Origin of the sequence: Streptomyces sp. NPDC091371 (assembly GCF_040684275.1) — a bacterium.
GTDB lineage: Bacteria > Actinomycetota > Actinomycetes > Streptomycetales > Streptomycetaceae > Streptomyces.
Genome location: NZ_JBFBFP010000084.1, coordinates 1 through 15,796 on the forward strand (window position 1 = coordinate 1; position 15,796 = coordinate 15,796).

At 71.0% G+C, this 15,796-nt stretch carries 16 protein-coding genes; 4 read left to right on the forward strand and 12 right to left on the reverse strand.

Going from position 1 to position 15,796, the window contains the following annotated elements:
- Window positions 1–102: 102 nt before the first annotated feature.
- From AB0O21_RS39365 to budA, 4 genes are all read right to left on the reverse strand, one after another.
- A complete protein-coding gene (locus AB0O21_RS39365) occupies window positions 103–747 on the reverse strand; it encodes a dihydrofolate reductase family protein (protein WP_365180480.1) in 645 nt (214 codons plus the stop codon).
- 84 nt (window positions 748–831) lie between these two features.
- Entirely contained in the window at window positions 832–1,113 is a 282-nt protein-coding gene (locus tag AB0O21_RS39370) for a pyrimidine/purine nucleoside phosphorylase (protein ID WP_365180483.1), read from the reverse strand.
- A 93-nt stretch (window positions 1,114–1,206) separates the two neighbouring features.
- Window positions 1,207–1,677 carry a hypothetical protein gene (locus AB0O21_RS39375; protein WP_365180485.1) on the reverse strand — a complete coding sequence of 157 codons (471 nt, stop codon included), beginning with the start codon at window positions 1,675–1,677 and terminating at the stop codon, window positions 1,207–1,209.
- A gap of 144 nt (window positions 1,678–1,821) precedes the next feature.
- The gene (gene budA, locus AB0O21_RS39380) at window positions 1,822–2,568 is read right to left on the reverse strand and encodes an acetolactate decarboxylase (protein ID WP_365180488.1); all 747 of its coding nucleotides are present in this window, start codon (window positions 2,566–2,568) and stop codon (window positions 1,822–1,824) included.
- A 247-nt stretch (window positions 2,569–2,815) separates the two neighbouring features.
- Between budA and AB0O21_RS39385 the strand changes: the two genes are divergently transcribed.
- A complete protein-coding gene (locus tag AB0O21_RS39385; protein ID WP_365180491.1) occupies window positions 2,816–4,354 on the forward strand; it encodes a carboxylesterase family protein in 1,539 nt (512 codons plus the stop codon).
- Window positions 4,355–4,374: 20 nt separating this feature from the next.
- Here AB0O21_RS39385 and AB0O21_RS39390 read toward each other — a convergent pair whose 3' ends face one another.
- The 6 genes from AB0O21_RS39390 to AB0O21_RS39415 form a co-directional block, all read right to left on the reverse strand.
- Window positions 4,375–5,277, reverse strand: coding sequence for a serine hydrolase domain-containing protein (locus AB0O21_RS39390; protein ID WP_365180520.1), 903 nt, complete (start codon window positions 5,275–5,277; stop codon window positions 4,375–4,377).
- A 24-nt stretch (window positions 5,278–5,301) separates the two neighbouring features.
- The gene (locus tag AB0O21_RS39395; protein ID WP_365180493.1) at window positions 5,302–7,566 is read right to left on the reverse strand and encodes an alpha/beta fold hydrolase; all 2,265 of its coding nucleotides are present in this window, start codon (window positions 7,564–7,566) and stop codon (window positions 5,302–5,304) included.
- Between the two features lie 8 nt (window positions 7,567–7,574).
- Window positions 7,575–8,180 carry an alpha/beta fold hydrolase gene (locus tag AB0O21_RS39400; RefSeq protein WP_365180496.1) on the reverse strand — a complete coding sequence of 202 codons (606 nt, stop codon included), beginning with the start codon at window positions 8,178–8,180 and terminating at the stop codon, window positions 7,575–7,577.
- A 610-nt stretch (window positions 8,181–8,790) separates the two neighbouring features.
- Window positions 8,791–9,012, reverse strand: a complete 222-nt coding sequence (locus AB0O21_RS39405) for a helix-turn-helix transcriptional regulator (RefSeq protein WP_365180499.1) — start codon at window positions 9,010–9,012, stop codon at window positions 8,791–8,793.
- The gene (locus AB0O21_RS39410) at window positions 9,012–9,497 is read right to left on the reverse strand and encodes a DUF2975 domain-containing protein (protein ID WP_365180503.1); all 486 of its coding nucleotides are present in this window, start codon (window positions 9,495–9,497) and stop codon (window positions 9,012–9,014) included. Before AB0O21_RS39410 ends, AB0O21_RS39405 begins: the two co-directional genes overlap by 1 nt.
- A 109-nt stretch (window positions 9,498–9,606) precedes the next feature.
- Complete coding sequence (locus tag AB0O21_RS39415; protein ID WP_365180506.1) at window positions 9,607–10,341, reverse strand: translation initiation factor IF-2; 735 nt, start codon at window positions 10,339–10,341, stop codon at window positions 9,607–9,609.
- Window positions 10,342–10,573: 232 nt separating this feature from the next.
- Between AB0O21_RS39415 and AB0O21_RS39420 the strand changes: the two genes are divergently transcribed.
- Window positions 10,574–11,134, forward strand: a complete 561-nt coding sequence (locus tag AB0O21_RS39420; protein ID WP_365180509.1) for a nitroreductase family protein — start codon at window positions 10,574–10,576, stop codon at window positions 11,132–11,134.
- Between the two features lie 37 nt (window positions 11,135–11,171).
- On the opposite strand, the gene AB0O21_RS39425 is transcribed toward AB0O21_RS39420, so the two are convergent.
- The gene (locus AB0O21_RS39425) at window positions 11,172–12,434 is read right to left on the reverse strand and encodes an FAD-dependent oxidoreductase (RefSeq protein ID WP_365180522.1); all 1,263 of its coding nucleotides are present in this window, start codon (window positions 12,432–12,434) and stop codon (window positions 11,172–11,174) included.
- Window positions 12,435–12,649: 215 nt separating this feature from the next.
- Between AB0O21_RS39425 and AB0O21_RS39430 the strand changes: the two genes are divergently transcribed.
- Window positions 12,650–13,306 (forward strand): TetR/AcrR family transcriptional regulator, encoded by a 657-nt coding sequence (locus tag AB0O21_RS39430; protein ID WP_365180511.1) that lies wholly within the window; start codon window positions 12,650–12,652, stop codon window positions 13,304–13,306.
- Window positions 13,307–13,503: 197 nt separating this feature from the next.
- Window positions 13,504–15,222, forward strand: coding sequence for a serine/threonine-protein kinase (locus tag AB0O21_RS39435; RefSeq protein ID WP_365180514.1), 1,719 nt, complete (start codon window positions 13,504–13,506; stop codon window positions 15,220–15,222).
- A 59-nt stretch (window positions 15,223–15,281) separates the two neighbouring features.
- Here the strand turns inward: AB0O21_RS39435 and AB0O21_RS39440 are convergent, their stop codons facing one another.
- Entirely contained in the window at window positions 15,282–15,617 is a 336-nt protein-coding gene (locus tag AB0O21_RS39440) for a hypothetical protein (RefSeq protein WP_365180517.1), read from the reverse strand.
- Window positions 15,618–15,796 lie beyond the last annotated feature (179 nt).

The window sequence follows — 15,796 nt, forward strand, 5'->3', positions numbered from 1 at the left end:
CGGCCAGGTGGAGTTCGACGACGGTGCCCGCGTCACCTACTGGACCACGGCCTCCGGCCTCGCACTCCGCTTCATCATGTCCTCCTGACGGACACGGGTGGTTCAGTCGTCGCTTCCTATGCCGCGATCGGGGGCGCTCATGTCTCCCGTGGCGGGCGTGCCGCCGGCGAGCCCGTAGCGCAGGTACACGGTGCCCTTCGGACCGGACGCCGGCGGTGCGAGGAGCGTGAGGTTCGTGGGCACCGCGCCGTCGTCGAACACCTTCTTCCCGACACCGAGCACGATCGGGTGCAGCCACAGGTCGAGACGGTCGAAGAGCTTCTCGCGCAGGAGGGTCTGCACGAGGTTCAGGCTCCCGACGACCTTCACGTGCTCGTGGCGGTCACGGATCTCGCGCACCGCGTCGGCCAGGTCCGGGCCGAGCTGCGTGGACCCGGCCCATGAGAGGTCGGGCCTGCCGCGCGAGGCCACGTATTTCGGGACGCTGTTGAAGAGCGTGGCGATCTCGTTGTCCTCGCCGCCCTCCTGGTGGGGCCAGTAGGCGGCGAAGATGTCGTACGTCCGACGGCCGAGCAGAAGGGCGTCCGTGCCTTCGTACGCGGCGCCCACCTGTGCCCCGGCGACCTCGTCCAGCAGGGGTGCCTGCCAGCCGCCGAACGGGAAGCCCACCGGGTCCTCGTCGGGGCCGCCGGGCGCCTGCCCGACGAGGTCGAGGGTCGCGAACAGCTCGATGTGGATGAGGCCCATGGCTTGCTCCCGATGAGTCGGTTGTCTCCGTCAAGAGATAGACCTGCGGGCGCCCCCGGACTCATCGCCGCGCCGGAAACCGGGTCAGCGGTATTCGCAGAGGTAGGCGGTCTCGACCGCCACCTTGAGCTGGAACTTGCTGTTGCCCGGGACCTTGAAGTGGTCACCGGCACCGAAAGACTGCCAGTCGTCGGCGTCGGGCAGCTTGACGGTCAGACCCCCGCTGACCACGTGCATGGTTTCCGGCGCCGCGGTTCCGAACTCGTATTCGCCGGGAGCCATGACACCGATGGTCGCAGGGCCCTCCTCCTGGGTGAAGGCGATCGACTTGACCGTGCCGTCGAAGTATTCATTGACCTTGAACATGGAAGTTCTCCCGGAGAAACAAGCAGAAATCGCAGCCGGCTCGTCGCGCGCCGACAGGCAATCCTATCGGTCGCGGGCTGTGGTCTCCCCCGGTCAGCGGTGGTTTGGGTGCAGCAGAGCGGCGGCCTCGGCGACGAAGGCCTGGGACGCCTCCTTGGCAGCATGCCGCCGGGCATCCAGGTCGGTGCGGTCGGTGGCCTTGCGCAGCGCGTACGTGGCATCTGCGGCCTGCTGCGCGGGGCCGGCCAGCTCGGGGACCAGGACCTGAAGGCGGAGGTGGGGCGCGGTGATCGCCGTCCGCGTGTCGTGGGACCTCGTCTGGGCCTCCAACTGGTGCTCGGCGCCCGCATCGGCCAGGGCCAGGCGCTCCCTGTGGAACATCGCCGAGCGGTGCGCGTCCAGAGCCGCCGCGAAGTCGGTGACGGCGCCGAGCTGGTCTTCGCGGTGGCTGTCGGCGCGCTGCTCGGCGCGTGCGCTGCGTGCCGAGCGGTGTTGGAGGAAGCCGGCGGTCAGGGCGCCGGCGAGGGTGCCGAGTACGGCAACGATCGAAGGCCATATGGACATCGGGGGTCGCGTCCTGTCAGGTAGTCGGTTCAGCCGGATGCCCTACGGCGGCGGCCGCAGGCTGTTCGGCCGGGCAGCCGATCGCCTCCATGATCGCTGATGGGAAGCTTCGCCGGGCGGCGGATCGGGTCGTGGACCTTGCCCTCACCTCGGGCCGCCGCCCTGGAGTACCGCCTCGATCTCACCCGCGATATCGCCCCGGCCGAGCTGAGCGCTGCGGAAGTCCTGGGTGCGCGGCATGCACAGGAGTAGTTCGTACCCCACGTCGACGCGCACCCGCCCGGAGCGCAGTACGAAGTCGTAGGCGTGCCCGCCGCGTGTGCGGCAGCTGGAGAGGAAGTGCAGGTGGTACCCGGCCGCGGCCACCCCGAGCATGTGGGTGGGGCTGCGGAAACCGACGATCGTCCCGTGGAGGTCGGTGTGGGTGGAAATGATCTGCCCCGCCACCGCGTCGATCAGGCGGGGGTAGGGGCGGTGCTGCTCGGGGAGCATCCGGGTGACCATGTGATCGAAGTGTCCGTCCACGCGGACCGCGTAGAACAGGTTGGGGCTCGGAAGCCAGTCGTCGATCACCGTGCGCAGTCCCGCGGCGTCCACCGGCTGTGTCAGCCGCCAGTCGTGCTCGCCGTGGAAGTAGGTGACCGCCGCGAGGGGCGTTCGCGTGGCCAGGTCGGCTTCCCCGGCGGTCCCGTCGGCGCGTAGCCGGTAGCACCGGCCGTCGAGGACGATCATCTCGCCGTCCAGTCGGTCGAAGGTTCCGATGCCGAAATCTCCGTGGCGGCGGAGCTCGGCGATGGTGGTGCTGCCTTCGTAGACGCCTTCCAGCATGGCCGTCATGGTGGAGGTCTGGAAGATCCGCCCCTTGGGGGGAGTCGAGTCCGGTTCTGGCATGTGCCCCCCTGAGTCCGCATGGGTGTCTCGGTCCGGCGGCGGCTTCACTCCCCGCCGGGCCTGCGTCCAGCACGCTAGGGAGCGGGGGGCTGCGTCACAACGGCGCGCACGTGGTCGCGCGTTGGCACGCATCAGTGCACCGATCCGCAGGGCCGTAAATGGCTGGCGCGGCATCGAGATGAGGCGGATCATCCCGCAGAGGTCAGGGCCGCCGCGAGCCCGCTCCATCTCCCGAGAGGATGCCGTGATGACGGTCGCCGAGTCTGAGCTGTCCGGGTCCGACCCGGAGGTCCGCGTGGCCGCCGGAGTGCTGCGTGGCAGCCGGGAGGCGGGTGTTGCGGTCTTCCGCGGCATCCCGTTCGCCGAGCCGCCGGTCGGCGCGCTGCGCTTTGCCGCGCCGCGGCCGGTGCGCGGGTGGGACGGGGTGCGGGCGGCGGTGGCGTACGGGCCGCCGCCCCCTCAGGGCGGTCATTTCGGCATGGACGCGCTGGCGCTGGACGCGCCGGGCGACGACTGGCTGACGGTCAACGTCTGGTCGCCCGACCCGGGCCCGGACGCGGGGCTCCCCGTGATGGTGTGGATCCAGGGCGGCGCCTACACGATCGGCATGTCCGGCCTTCCCGAGTACGACGGCGGTCGCCTGGCCCGCGACGGCATCGTCGTGGTGACGTTCAACTACCGTGTGGGCCTGGAGGGTTTCGGGCAGATCGAAGGGGCTCCCGCCAACCGGGGCCTGCTGGACCAGGTCGCTGCGCTGGAGTGGGTACGTGACAACATCCGGGCCTTCGGCGGCGACCCGGGCCGCGTCACGGTGTTCGGCCAGTCGGCGGGCGCGGGGTCGGTGGCCGCGCTGCTGGCCATGCCGAAGGCGGCCGGGCTGTTCGGGAGGGCGGTCGCGCAGAGCGTGCAGGGCACGTTCTTCTCGCCGGAGCTCGCCGCCGACATCGCCGCCGAGTGTGCCGCCGAGCTGGGGCTGCGGCCCACGGTCGCCGACCTGTGCGCGGTGGAGCCGGCCCGGCTGTCCGCCGCCGGGGACGCGGTCGGCGCGAAGACGGCCCAGCGGGCGGATCGCTGGGGCCGTGCCGCGTACCGGTCGGTCCCGTTCTCGCCGGTCGTCGAGGGCGATGTCCTGCCGGTCACCCCGTGGCAGGCACTGGCCGACGGCGCCGGCCGGGGCATCGAGCTCCTCGTCGGCCATACCCGGGACGAGCAGCGGCTGCTGACCGCGCTCGACGGTCTGCTCGGCCAGGTGACACCGGAGCAGGCGGCGACCGCCCTGCGCGTCTTGGCCCCCGGCGGCCCGGACGGAGCGCGCCGCTACCGCGACGGCTTTCCGGCCGCGGGCCCGGACGAGCTGTACGAGCTGGTCCACTCCGACTGGCTGTTCCGCATGCCGAGCCTCCACCTCGCCCAGGCACAGACCGCCGCCGGCGGCCGCGCCCACGTCTACGAGCTGACCTGGCCGGCCCCGGGCATGGGCGGCGTCCTCGGCGCCTGCCACGGCCTCGACGTGCCGCTCGTCTTCGGCAACCTCGACCGCGGCCAGCCGGCCGCACTGATCGGCGAGGCGCCTTCCCCGGAGGCCGAGGCCCTGTCCGCCTCGATGCGGCGCGCATGGACGGCTTTCGCGACGCACGGCGACCCCGGCTGGCCCGCGTACGACACCGAACGACGCCTCGTGCGGCTTTTTGACAGCCGGCCGACCGTCGCAACCTATCCGGAGGAGACCTCCCGACTCATCTGGCAGAACCGCCCCTTCCCCGTGCTGCCGCTGTCACTGGCTTGACCACGGGCCGAAGGAGAGCGTCATTTGGTCCAGATGTCCAGCAGTTGGTTCGCCGCACGGAAGATGTCGGGGGAATCCACGTTGCACACGACGGTGACGGCGGTGTTGCGGTCCGGGCTCACTTTGAAGGTGCTGTGGAACTGCTCCCAGTCGCCGCGGTGCACCAGGCTCTTGTCGGGCAGAAGGAGCATTGCGGCCCCGTACCTGCCTTCCTCGACCCCACGCGCGCGCAGGACGTCGCCCACGCTCACCGCTCCCGCCGTGACCCCGGCGAGCAGTTGCTCGCCACCGACGCGGCCGGTGCGGTAATTGTCGGCCCAGCGGACCATTTCACCGGGGGTGGTCTGGACTGAGCCGTCTCCGTACTGAGTCCAAGGGGAGGAGTTCGGGGTGAAGGAGCCGTCCTTCTCGTCGTACGACTTCGCCTTGCCGGGAACGTCCGTCGCCGGTGCCAGAGTCACGCGCAGCTGCAGCGGGGTGAAGAACTCCTGTTGGACAAAGGCCGGGAAGGGCTTGCCCGTGACCTTTTCGACTACATGGGCCAGGAGGATGTAAGTGGAGTTGGAGTAGGAGAAGCTACCGCGTTGCGAACTGTCCGGCTGCGAGGCGAGGACGGCCTTGAGCGCGTCCTGCCGGCCGGCCGGATCCGTCACCTCGACGCCCTTGGCTTCCAGCAGATCCTGGTAGTCGGCAATGCCGCTGGTGTGACGCATCAGGTCGGCCAGCGTGACGCTCCGAGCCCATTCAGGCGCGTTGTCGACCGCTGCCGCGCAGCCCGGGCCGTCAGCAGAAGGCACCAGCTCCGTCATCACCTGCGCACTGCGCTCCTCCCGGTCGTCGCCGGTCGCGTACGCCTGCGTGACGGGCAGGCCGGCCAGGGCGGCCACGGCCACGGCACCCCCGACACCGCACCTCAACGCCATCCGGTTCACGGACAGCACCTTCTTTCACGGGGCGATCTCGAACTTCGGGGGCTTGAGGTTCTTGAGGCAGTCGGTGTTCGGGGCCGTGGGGGTGTCGAAGAAGGAGACGGTGATGGCTTGGGCGCACTTCGACGTGGCGAAGACCACGTGGGGTTCGTAGGGAATCGTGACGACGGTGGCATTGGGCAGGGTCTGGGCCACGTACGGCCCGTTGGCGGCCGCGGTCTGGGCGTCGAACCCGCCCGAGATGGCGAGGGTGGGGATGTCGCTCCTCGTGACGTCACGGATGGAGGCCGGCGCCGCCGGGATGTCCCAGACCGCGCAGTCCTCGCGGAGGAAGGTCAGCAGCGGGGCCTGGTCCTGTACCGATTCGGGGAACGACGGGTAGGTCGCCTGGCCCGCTCGGAGTGCTTCGGCCTGGGTCTCGTACGGGGTCCACTCAATGCAGAAGACGCCGTAGACGAGCCCGTGGGACAGCCGGCCGATGGCCTGGGGACTGTACTTGCCGCCGGCCCACTGCTCGGCGATCCGCTTGGGGTTGCCGTTGGCCAGCTCGTCGAGTTCGACGGGCACCTGGGGGGCCACGTGGGTGGCGGCGGTCATCCAGTTCACCAGGGCTCCGCCGTCCAGGACGACCTTCACCTGCTTCCCGCTGTCGGGGAGCGTGACGGTGGTGGTGACGGGCTTGGCTTCGAGGTCACGGACGAGCCGTTCGAAGGTGGCCGACAGGTTCGGATAGCGGCGGTTGCAGTCGGGCTGCTCCGCACAGGCCTTGAACAAGCCGTCGAATCCCTGCTTGGCGGCCTTCCACGTGATGGCCGACCCTCCGGTGGACGGCGGCAGGATGCCGTCGATGCCGACGGAACGGATTCCTTCGGGGTGCAGGCGCATGTAGACGAGCGCCAGCTGGGTGCCGTAGGAGATGCCGAAGACGTTCCACTCCTTGAGGCCCAGCGTGGTGCGCAGGTCCGCGTAGTCGGCGGAGCTCTCGATGTCGTTGTAGGCGCTGAGGTCGGCCCCGGTCGCCGCCAGTTTCTCGCGGCAGGCCTTCGTGGCCGCGACGTGCTCGCGCTCCGTGGACGGTGCGTCGAAGACGAGGCCGGTCACGCGCGCGTTGAACTCGTCGACGTTGCGGCAGGTGAGGGCCGGGGCGGCCGAGTACGTGCCGCGCTGGGACATGAAGATCACGTCACGGTCGCGGTTCAGGCCGCCGTCGATCGCCATCTTCGCCTCTCCGACCGCGTCGTCGCCGGGTCCGCCGGCGAGCCACACGATCGGATCGGGTTTCGGTTCGTCGGTCGCCGCCGCCACGATCGCGACACCGAGGGTGATCTTCCAGCTGTCCGGCTTGGTGCGGTTCTCCGGCACGGTGAGCGTTCCGCAGCGGGCCCCTTCGATTTCGGCGACCGGACCCGCCGTCTTCGGGCAGGGGCCGGGCGTGAAGGTGGCGTCGCCCACGGTGCGGGCTACCGTGCCGGTCGGTGCTCCGGGTGTCTCGTCCTGGGCACCCGCAGGCGCCGCGAACATACCGGTCAGGAGCATCCCGGTCGCCGCTGCGGCCGACCCGGTGCGCAGCCGTCGTACGTGCGACCGTGCCATCGTTCCTCCCGATCGCTTCGGGGTGATCGCGAACGGTTCCCCCCTGAGCCCCGCCACGCAGCTTGTGTCGGGTGCGTTCGGGCGGGCGAGGAAGGACGCCAGCACCTTCTGGGCGCAGGGCGACTGCGGGACCACCCAGTGCCCGATCCCGGGCACCTGCACGGTGGTCGAATTGGACAGCGTGCCGGCCGTCTTGGGCGCCCAGCCTGCCCCGGTCTTCATGTCGAACGTCCCGTTGATGAAGAGGACGGGGACCGAGCTGACGGTGGGCACCCGCATGACGGAGGTGCGGTCGGGTACGTTCCAGATACGGCATATCGCGTCCTGGAAGGGCAGTTGAGGCGCCTCGGCCTGAACCGATTCCGGCCATTGGGGGAACGCTTCGCGGCCCGCCTGCAGGACGTCGGACGGCGGGTGGTCCGGCGTCCATTCGCTGCACACCACCGACTGCGTCAGTCCGTGGGCGGTCTCGCCGGCCACCTCGACCGAACCGGCGGCGCGGGCCTTGGCGAGGCGCTCGGGGTTTCCGCGGCCGAGTTCGTCGATCGCCGCCGGGAAGTCGGCGAACGGGATCGCCTTGGCGACGAGCAGGTTGATCAGCGCCCCGCCGTCGAGGACGACCTTCACCGGGGCTCCGCCCTGCGGCGGCTGGACGTTCAGCGTCAGCGGCTGGGCCTCCAGCTTGCGCACCTGCTCGTTCAGGGTGCGCTCGAGGTCCGGGTACCGGTTCTTGCAGCCGAGCTCGGCCGCGCAGGCCTTGAAGAGGTTGTCGAGTCCCTCCCGGGCGTTGGCCCAGGCGAACGGCAGGGAGACGTACGGTGCGGGGCCGCCGAGTCGAGCGCCACCGCGCGGATCTCCTGGGGGTGCAGGCGCAGGTAGGTCAGGGCCAGGTTGCTGCCGTAGGAGTGGCCGTAGACGTTCCACTGCTTGAGGCCCAGTGCGGTGCGCAGGTCGGCGAAGTCGGCTGCGTTCTCAGTGCTGTTGTAGGCGCTCAGATCGGTCCCGTCGGCCGTCAGGCGGTCCCGGCACTGCTTCACCGCGTCGAGCATGAGCTTTTCCGTCTGCGGCGCGTAGGAGGGGAGCCCCACGGACTGGGCGTGGAAGTGGTCCAGCTCCGGGCAGGCGAGGTTGGGCTTGTCGTACCGATTGCCGCGCTGGGCCATGACGATCAGTTCGCGATCCCGGTTCAGGCCGGAGGAGACCAGGAACGGGATGTCGTCGAACACCTCGCCGCCCGGGCCGCCCGCCATGAACACCACGGGGTCCGGAGCGGGCTTCGCCGAGACGGGCGGAATGACCGCCACGGCCAGGCTGATGGTCCGGCTCCCGGGGCGAGCACGGTTCTCAGGGACCTCCAGGACACCGCACCGGGCGGTGGCCAGCGCTTCGATCGGTGCGGGTGGCTTGGGGCAGGGACCCGCACCGACCGCGACGCGGCGGCCGTAGCCGACCCGGCGGAACCGGTGTGCGGCGGTGCGGCGCCCGCAGGCGTCGGGCCGAGGGCTGCCAGGAGGGCCAGAGCGGCCCCTGCAGCCGGCGTCCCGATATCGAAGCTGTGCTCTGCCATGTGATCCCGTTCCTCTGCCGATCAACGGCTGCCCCGCCGGGCGATGCCACGGCGGTGTGGGCGGAACGCAACTCATCAACGCTACCGGGTGGTCCGAAGACGCGCACAACGACCGGAGGCGGCCACCGGTAGGCGCGGCCGGGCGCCGGCCGGGAGCCGGCCTGGGACGTGCCGGGAGCGAGACCCCCGAGCGGTGGCCCCGCCGGCCCGCCCCGGGCACGGCGTCGGGCAGGTCCCACCTGCCACGCGCCAATCGCCTTGCGCGCATGGCCTACTGCCGGTGCACACAAGGCCGATGGTTTCCACGCGCCCGAAGGGCAGTGGCGCGGACCGGCGGTGTCAGGCCGTCATCCGGCCGCGGCGTCCTCGGCCTCCCAGCGCAGCAGGTCGCCCGGCTGGCATTCGAGCACCTCGCAGAGCGCGGCGAGCGTCGCGAAGCGCACCGCCTTGGCGCGGCCGTTCTTGAGTACCGCCAGGTTGGCGGGCGTGATCCCCACTCGGTCCGCGAGCTCGCCCACGGACATCTTCCGCCTGGCCAGCATGACGTCGATGTCGACGGCGATCGGCATCAGATCACCTGGTCCAACTCGGCCCGCATCTGCGTCGCTTCGACGTCGCGCGCGACGGCCTGGGCAAGCAGCATCCGCAGCACGAGCACGATGAGCGCCACTCCCAGGATGGCCACGCCGACCCCGCCCATGATGACGGTGACGCCCGGGTCTTCCCGCTGGCCCGGCGCGTTGAGGGCGGTGACCGCGAACCACAGGAGGGCGGCCGCCACGATCGCGCCGATCACGGCATCCACGTACCGGAAGGCGGCGTGGGAGAACACGGTTCCGCGGCGCACCATCGTCACCAGTCGCCAGACGCAGACCAGGGCGACCTGGGCCGACACCATGCCCAGGATCGTGATCACGCGCAGCGGGGTCAGCGGGAGCGATCCGTCCTCCGGGTCGGTGGCCAATGCCCACACCATCAATGCCTGTACGAACACGGTGCCGGCGAGCACCACCACGAGCACGGCGCTCAGCGCGCGCACTGCCAGCTTTCCCATGACTCACCCTCCATCGCCTCTCGATGGAAATCTATCGAGTTTCGATAGGTTGGGCAAGGGCTGGGGGCGGAGAGTGGATGGTGGAGGGTGGCAACGTCCCGCACGCCGTTCAGTGCGGCAGCGGTATCGGGTCCAGGGCGTTGGCGACGGTGCAGCCGCCCTCTCCGGGCATCCGCTGGATCCGGGGCGGCACCCACACCTTGCTGGCGCCGGGGCCCACCTGGGCGAGGAGGCAGTCCTGAGCGTCGAAGCCGTTGCCCTTCACAGACAGGAGAACGCCGACCCGGCCGCCGTCCGCCTTCACCTCGATGCGTATCGCCGGGTCCAGGTCCAGGGCGGCGAGCGTGCGGCGCACCTCGGCCTCGTCCGCCCGGCCGCCTTCCGGCACCCGGGGAAGCTTCGCGCGGAGCTGCTCGTACGGCAGCTTGGGCGGTTCGGGTGCCGGGGGGAAGGTGAGCGGAGGGCCATCCGGGCAGGCCACGTCGCGGGGATCCTCGCGCCACTCCGACTTGGGCGACACCCGCACCACGAAACAGCGCCGCACGGCGAGCTCCTCGGGGTCGAGCCATCTGCTGTACGCCGAGCCGGACGTGCGGACGACCACGTGGACGCCGTCCCCGTCGTGCGTCGAGGTACCCGTCACGCGCAGTACCTCCACCCCGTCGATGCCGGAAGCGGAGCGCCCCACGTCCTCCGCCGTGCGCGGACGCTGGCCGTAGAGCCGCTCTCCCGCCTTCCTCGCGACCTCCCGTGCGGCGTCCGTGGCGGCGTCCTCTGAGGACTGCACCACCCCGCAGCCGGCGGTGAACAGCAACAGCGGGGCGAGCAGCAGCAGTCGACGCACGGTGTCCACCCTTCCGGGGCCACGCGCGGCGGGCGCCCGCTCACGTACTCAGACCGGCGTTGGCGATCGTACTCAGCCGGCTCGGCGATCAGACATGGGCCCGGTTCCGTGAGGCTCGGCGGCGGCGTACACCTCGCTCTCGATCTCACGCGGGGTCAGCGGGGCGGTAGCCCCGAGCGCGTGTCGACGCCGGCCGGAAATGAATCGCGGTGGCGCGCTGTTGTCAGCACACGTGTCCGATGATCTTACGAAGCCCGGTCTGCTCCACCCCCTGTTGGCCGGCCGGTTCAGCCCGTACAAGTTCGACCCGTCGGTCAAGGTCGACGACAGCGCCCTCGACCTGCTGCTCGAAGCAGCGAGGTGGGCGCCCTCCGCCGGGAACTCCCAGCCATGGGGATTCCTCGCGACCAGGCCCGGTGAGCCGGAGTACGCCCGGGTGGTGCCCCATCTTGCGGCCAGTTCCGCCCGGTGGGCCCTGGACGCGGGCCTGCTGATCGTCGCGCTCGCCCGCCGGCACGCCGACGATTCGGGGCTCCTCTACTCCGAGTTCGCCGACTACGACCTCGGTCAGGCCGTGGCCCACCTGACCGTTCAGGCCCAGGCGATGGGACTTGCGTCCCACCAGTTCCGCGCCTTCGACCTCGACGCCCTCACCGAAGCGCTCCGCCCGAACCCCGGCTGGGCCATCGTTTCCATGATCGCGGTGGGCGCCGCAGCCGACGAGCCGCTGGTGGTACGGGCGCGGCGCAGCACATCCGAACTCCGCTCAGGCCCCTGGTCCACGCCCTCATAGCGGGCGCGAAGCCGGTTCAGGAGTGCCCGCCCAGACGCTACGGTGTCGCCGTGACCTCGTCGAACACCGGCAGTCCGGCGCCGGCCAAAACAGGCCGGGCTGCCCCTTCGGCGACGACCTGCGCCTCGCCGCGCGCGGCCCGCACCAGTTCCTGGCGGGTACCCCCGCGCGCCGAGCGGTGCAGCTTGTATCCGCCGGGCTTGTGCGCCTCCTCGGCCAGGTGCTTGACCACGACCTTGCACACGAGCTCCTTGAGCTTCGCGCCGGGTCGGCCGTCGATGTTGAACCACACCGCGGCATCGAACCGGTTGGCGAACTGGAAGATGCCGTCGCCCCGGCCCAGGCTGATGCACTGGGCGCCGAACACCTGGTTGAGAGCCTCAGGCTGTGCACCGGCGATGCGGCTGAGAACCGTGTCGGCGGCCCGCGCGCCCAGCGGCATCGCGGCCTGGCAGCTCATCCGCAGCGGCAGGCCCGAGGGCGCAGCCGAGTCGCCCGCCGCGATGATGCGTACGTCGTCCACGCTGGTCAGCGTCTCGTCCGTGAGCAGCCGCCCCAGGGAGTCGGTGCTCAGCCCGCTGCGGGCGGCCAGGTCGGGCACGCCGAAGCCGGCGGTCCAGATGGTGACCTCGCTCGGCAGTTCACGGCCGTCCGCGAGCCGCACGCTGTCGCGGGTCACGGCCGTCACCTTCGCGTCGGAGCCGTCGATGACCGTGACGCCGAGCCGGGCCAGCCGCTTGGCGACCGAGCGGCGGCCGCGGGTGTGCAGGTACGGGCCGAGCACCCCGCCGCACACCAGCGTCACGGCCCGCCCCTGCTCGGCCAGCTCGGCGGCCGTCTCGATGCCGGTGGGCCCGGCGCCGACCACGGTCACCGGCGCCGTCGCGGGCGCGGCGTCCAGGGCCGGCCGCAGCCGCTCGGCGTCCTCGAAGGTCGCGATCGGGTACGCGAACTCCGCGGCCCCCGGCACGCCCGGGTCGGCGCTGCCGCTGCCCACGGCGTAGACCAGGTAGTCGTAACCGACCGAGTCGCCGGACGCCACGGTCACGGTGCGGTCGGCCGCGTCGATCCGGGTCGCGGTGTCGACTCTCAGCCGGACGCCTTCGGCCAGGACGTCTCTGTAGGCGACGACCGCGGTGTCGTTCCCGGCCACCAGCTGGTGCAGGCGGATCCGGTGGACGAAGTCCGGGCGCGGGTTGATCAGCGTCACGGTCACGCCGTCGCGCTGCGTCAGCCGGTTCGCGGCCATGACACCGGCGTATCCGCCACCGATCACGACGACGTCGAGGTTCTCGTTCATGGTGTTCTTCCTTCGCATGGGAGATTCCTTGTCGGCTTCGGGCACAGGACACCGACGCCCCGCTCCCTGTGACAGATGCGCTGATGCGACCTGCACCACACTTCATTTCAGTGCAGTCGCTGCACTGCTGTGCAGCGACTGCACGAAGATATACTTATTCCGCGGGTGGGCGTCAAGACCCCCCGATCCGCCCGACGAAGGGAGGCCCGGCCGAGATGACCAGAGATGATCCAGTCCGCCGCGGCGGCCGCGAAGCGCAGCGCCGCCGCACCCGCAAGGCGATCGTCGACGCGGCGGTCCGGCTGAGCGCCGGCGGAGCGACCCCGTCCATCGACGAGATCGCGGCCGCCGCCGACGTGTCACGCCGCACGATCTACGTGTACTTCCCGAGCCTCGACCACCTGCTGATCGACGCGACCGCCGGCGCGATCAACGAACCCCCGGTCGAAGAGGCGCTCGCCGACCCCGCGCTCGCCGACGACGCCGCGGGCCGGGTGGACGCCCTGATACGGACTCTGCTGAAGTACTCACCGCAATCACTCCCCCTGGGCCGCCGAATGATCCGCCTGACCGTCGATCCACCGACGAACGACGCCCAAGAGCCCGCCACCCCGCGCCGCACCCAACGCCGGATCATGTGGCTGGAACAGGCCTGCGAACCACTGCGCTCCACCCTGAGCGAGGAGTCGTTCCAGCGGCTGGTCTCGGCCCTGACCATCGTGGTCGGCTGGGAAGCGCAGATCGCCCTGCGCGACGTCCGCGGCCTTGACCCCCGGGCCGAAGAGGAAGCCATCACCTGGGCCGCACGGGCCCTGGTCGAGGCGGCGATCAGGGAACACGAAGCCGCCAACCCGCACACCGGCCCGCACTGACAGGCGATACGGGCGGGGCCGGGGAAACCCCGGAGGTTTACTGATCTCACGTCAGATGTCCACGCACCCACGCGCTGTTGGACGGTGCACCTGCGCGCCGAGGGCCGGGGCCGTGCGCATCCGACCGCGCGGATACCCCTACGCTGATGCCCGCCACGTGGCGGATCTTGAACAGTGCGACGAACGGAGTGTGACAGGTGACGGGGGCGAACGGCGCGGAGCTGGTCGGCGAGGTTCTGGGCGGGCGGTACCGCGTGACGGCGATGATCGGGCGCGGCGGCATGGGTGTGGTCGCCCGGGCGGTGGACCAGCTGCTGAACCGCGAGGTCGCCGTCAAGGTTCTGCGCGCCTACACCGACGCGTCCCCCGCCGAACTGGCCGATCTGCGGGTCCGGATGCAGCGGGAGGCGCAGGCCGCCGCCCGGATCCGGCACAGCGGTGTGGTCACCGTGCACGACGTGGTCGAGGAGCAGGGGCTGCCGGTCATCGTGATGGAGCTGGTCGACGGGCCCTCCCTCGACGACGTGCTGGCGGAGCGCGGCCCGCTGGACCCGCGCGAAGCGGCCGCGATCGGCGCCAAGTTGATGGACGCGCTCGACGCCGCGCACCGGGCCGGGGTCCTCCACCGGGACGTCAAGCCCGGCAACGTACTGCTCGAGCGCAGCGGCCGGGTCGTACTCACCGACTTCGGCATCGCCACCATGGAGACTTCCGGCGACGAGGCCCTGGCCAAGCTGACGCAGAGCGGCCAGATCGTCGGCTCCCTCGACTATCTGCCGCCGGAGCGCGCGCAGGGCCTGGAGCCGGGTGCCGCGTCGGACATCTGGGCCCTCGGCATGACGCTGTACGCGGCCGTGGAGGGTTCGTCGCCCTTCCGCCGTACGTCGGTGTGGTCCACGCTGGCGGCGATCGTCGGCGAACCGCTGCCGGAGCCGCGGCTCGCCGGACCACTCACCCCGGTACTCCAGTCGCTGATGGCCAAGGACCCGCTGCAGCGGCCCGACGCCGGGCGGGCGCGCGAGTTGCTGGAGGCGGTCGCCGGGGGCGTGACGGTGAACCTCGCGCCGGCGCCGGCACCGGCGCCCCCGCCCGTCACTCCGCCGGCCTTCGGTCCGCCCGCCGCGCCGTTCTCCCAGCCCGCCCCGCAGCCCGTCGCCCAGCCCGTCGCCTCTTACACGCCGACCGACGCCTACGGCGCCTCTCCGCAGCCGGCCGCCGCACAGCCGGGCATGGGCCCCGGCATACCCGGCGGTCCCGGCAGCCGTGCCGAGACCCGCGCCACGAGCGTCGGCGCGCGGCGCCACCGCACCCGTACCGTCGTCGCGGTGGCGGTCGCCACCGTCCTCACCGGCGGCGGAGTCGCGTACGCGCTGATGGACGGGCGGGGCGACGCGGGCGGCGGGTCGAACCCGGCGCTTCCCACGGCGAGCACCCCCGCCGACGGCGACGTGGCGGGCCGCCCGATCTCGCCGGGAGACGCGACGTCCACGAGCACCAGCACAACCCCGTCCGCTACCGCTTCGAAGAAGGACGGGGACCGGGGAACGGGTACCACGCCGGCGCCCGGCAACAGCGGCGGGCCTGCCGCGAACCCGTCCGGCTCGCCGAAGGCGACGACGAGCTCCCCCGTGAAGGAGCCCGTCCCGGTGTCGACGGCGTGCACGGGCTGGGCCCACTCGAACCGCAGCGACGGTTACGGCTACGCGGCCCAGGAAACCCACCTGTACACCGGGCCGTACGCGGAGTGCTCCTTCGTGACCACGGTCAAGTCCGGTGTGAAGGTCTACTACCACTGCTACGTCACCAATGCCCACGGCAACAAGTGGTTCTACGCCCGCATCGAGGGCACGAACACCGAAGGCTGGCTGTTCAGCGACAAAGCCACCGTGAAGGCCGGCACACTCGCCCGCTGCTGAGGAGTGCCCCCGTCACAGCGGCCGTGTTGGGTTGTCGGCTGACCGTGCGCTCCCCACCGTCAGCCGAAGACGAGTGCGACGCCCTTGTCTACGCAGAAGCGCAGGACGCCGGCCAGCCGTTGGGCGTCCTCGATGTGCTGTTGGAGGAGCGGTTCGTCGGGCTCCTCCTGCCATTCGCCGGTGATCGCTGTCAGGCGGGGCAGCAGCGCAGCGCAGTCGGCCGTCGAGAGGTCGTCACCACAGACATCCGGGTGATCGAGGAGCGGCTCCAGGGCGGTGGAGACGTCGCTCCACGGCCGCTCGCCCCCGAAGCCCCACATGTCGGAGAGGTCGAACCCCTCGGACTGTGCCAGCCGTTTCCGGAAGGTGCCGAAGCGGACGCAGGACCATGACACGTCCGGACTGCTGTTGTCTCCATCTCCTGGAAACAGGGTCAGGCCCACGTGATCCTCCTCGCTTGCGAATTGAAGCCTCCCCTCCCCTGAAGGGAGGGGATTCCTAGCTCACTTTGCCTGGCACCTAGCAGGTGGCAGGTCTTACAAGATCAGCACTAGCCGGGTTGAGACCAGCCCGG

Bases quoted from the DNA above. Each gene is read 5' to 3' on its own strand.
- AB0O21_RS39365 (WP_365180480.1), bottom strand. From the start codon at position 747: ATGGGCCTCATCCACATCGAGCTGTTCGCGACCCTCGACCTCGTCGGG.
- AB0O21_RS39370 (WP_365180483.1), bottom strand. From the start codon at position 1,113: ATGTTCAAGGTCAATGAATACTTCGACGGCACGGTCAAGTCGATCGCC.
- AB0O21_RS39375 (WP_365180485.1), bottom strand. From the start codon at position 1,677: ATGTCCATATGGCCTTCGATCGTTGCCGTACTCGGCACCCTCGCCGGC.
- budA (WP_365180488.1), bottom strand. From the start codon at position 2,568: ATGCCAGAACCGGACTCGACTCCCCCCAAGGGGCGGATCTTCCAGACC.
- AB0O21_RS39385 (WP_365180491.1), top strand. From the start codon at position 2,816: ATGACGGTCGCCGAGTCTGAGCTGTCCGGGTCCGACCCGGAGGTCCGC.
- AB0O21_RS39390 (WP_365180520.1), bottom strand. From the start codon at position 5,277: ATGGCGTTGAGGTGCGGTGTCGGGGGTGCCGTGGCCGTGGCCGCCCTG.
- AB0O21_RS39405 (WP_365180499.1), bottom strand. From the start codon at position 9,012: ATGCCGATCGCCGTCGACATCGACGTCATGCTGGCCAGGCGGAAGATG.
- AB0O21_RS39410 (WP_365180503.1), bottom strand. From the start codon at position 9,497: ATGGGAAAGCTGGCAGTGCGCGCGCTGAGCGCCGTGCTCGTGGTGGTG.
- AB0O21_RS39425 (WP_365180522.1), bottom strand. From the start codon at position 12,434: ATGAACGAGAACCTCGACGTCGTCGTGATCGGTGGCGGATACGCCGGT.
- AB0O21_RS39430 (WP_365180511.1), top strand. From the start codon at position 12,650: ATGACCAGAGATGATCCAGTCCGCCGCGGCGGCCGCGAAGCGCAGCGC.